The organism is Bariatricus sp. SGI.019 (assembly GCF_050315235.1).
Taxonomy (GTDB): Bacteria; Bacillota; Clostridia; order Lachnospirales; family Lachnospiraceae; genus JAFBIX01.
In genome coordinates this window covers 1-1,168 of record NZ_JBNPOQ010000051.1, presented here as the reverse complement: position 1 = coordinate 1,168, position 1,168 = coordinate 1, and the positions used below count along the sequence as shown (strand labels likewise).

General features: G+C 38.7%; 1 protein-coding gene. It reads right to left on the bottom strand.

Annotation, left to right across the window (positions count from 1 at the left end; translation table 11 throughout):
• Positions 1 to 308 precede the first annotated feature (308 nt).
• The coding region (locus tag ACQRD1_RS14560; RefSeq protein WP_427787944.1) for an IS1634 family transposase at positions 309 to 1,168 on the bottom strand (860 nt) is incomplete at its 5' end.

Genomic DNA, 1,168 nt, shown 5'->3' with positions numbered 1-1,168 from the left:
CTATATCCTGACTTTTGCAAGAAAATAAGTATAAAATACCCGTCAAGCCCAATAAATACAGGGCCTGGCGGGTTTGCCATTTTGTCATATTTTCATGGCGTTTTTTCCTTTGGAATGAAAAAAGTGAAATTTTTTTGGTCATACTATGGCGGTTCTATTCCTTGTTCTGCTTGTCTGTATGATATCTATCTTGGTTCCGTTGTCAAGAACAGGCCTTTGGTGCTTTGCATTCTTGACAACGGAACCAAGATAGATAAACTGTTAATCAAGCAGAATAAGGAAGGTTTCTGCGTAAGTACGCTGTTGATTTATTTCTTTTTTGTATTTGCCAGTTCTTGTTTGATGTCTCCCAGTGTTCGGATTTTCTTTGAAAAGTCAATTCCAGTTACTTTTCCGATATCTTTTAATACTTCATCATAATAAACAAAGTAATAATAATTCTGTTGGAGAAGATCGCATTCTGCTTTTGAAAGTGATTCGATGATTCGTCCTGAACTGTACTTGTTTTCGAGTTTCATTTCCAGGATTCTCATGAGCGTAAGTGCAACAAAGCAGGTTAAGAAGTGGGCTTCGATATGTTCTTTCGTCCATACGTATACTGGTCTCGCTTCCAGTTCGCTTTTTGTAAGTTTAAAAGAGTCTTCGATTTTCCAAAGTCCGCGATACATATCGATGATCTTGTCATCAGATTCTTCCATTTCACTTGTTACCAGTACATAGTAACCGTCCAGCGCTTCTTCTTCAAGAATTCTGTCTTCATCGATATCCAGGATAGAGGAGGCTGTAAGGATTTCGCCAGTTTTATTGTCGTATTCTACTTTTTTCACATACTTAGCTGCGCCATAAGAAGTAGCACGAGTATAGTTTCCGGGATGTGCTGCAAGATCTCTGGCTTTTGCAAGTGCCGCTTCACGTTCGGCTTTTGCTTTTTTTGCATATTTTTCACTCCAGAATACGACCTGTTTTTCATCTACTTGTTTTTCTGATTTTTTGCCACTAACACCAGTGACTTTAATGGTACGTGGGTAGTATCTGGATTTTCTCTTGTATTCGTTCCCGAGCCATATATAATCGGATTCATCTAATACAAAGTCCTTTAATTCCTGAGTGGCTCCGCGGATGGACATACTGAACACATAACCATCTTTGGTTGGTGTGTTGATGGTAT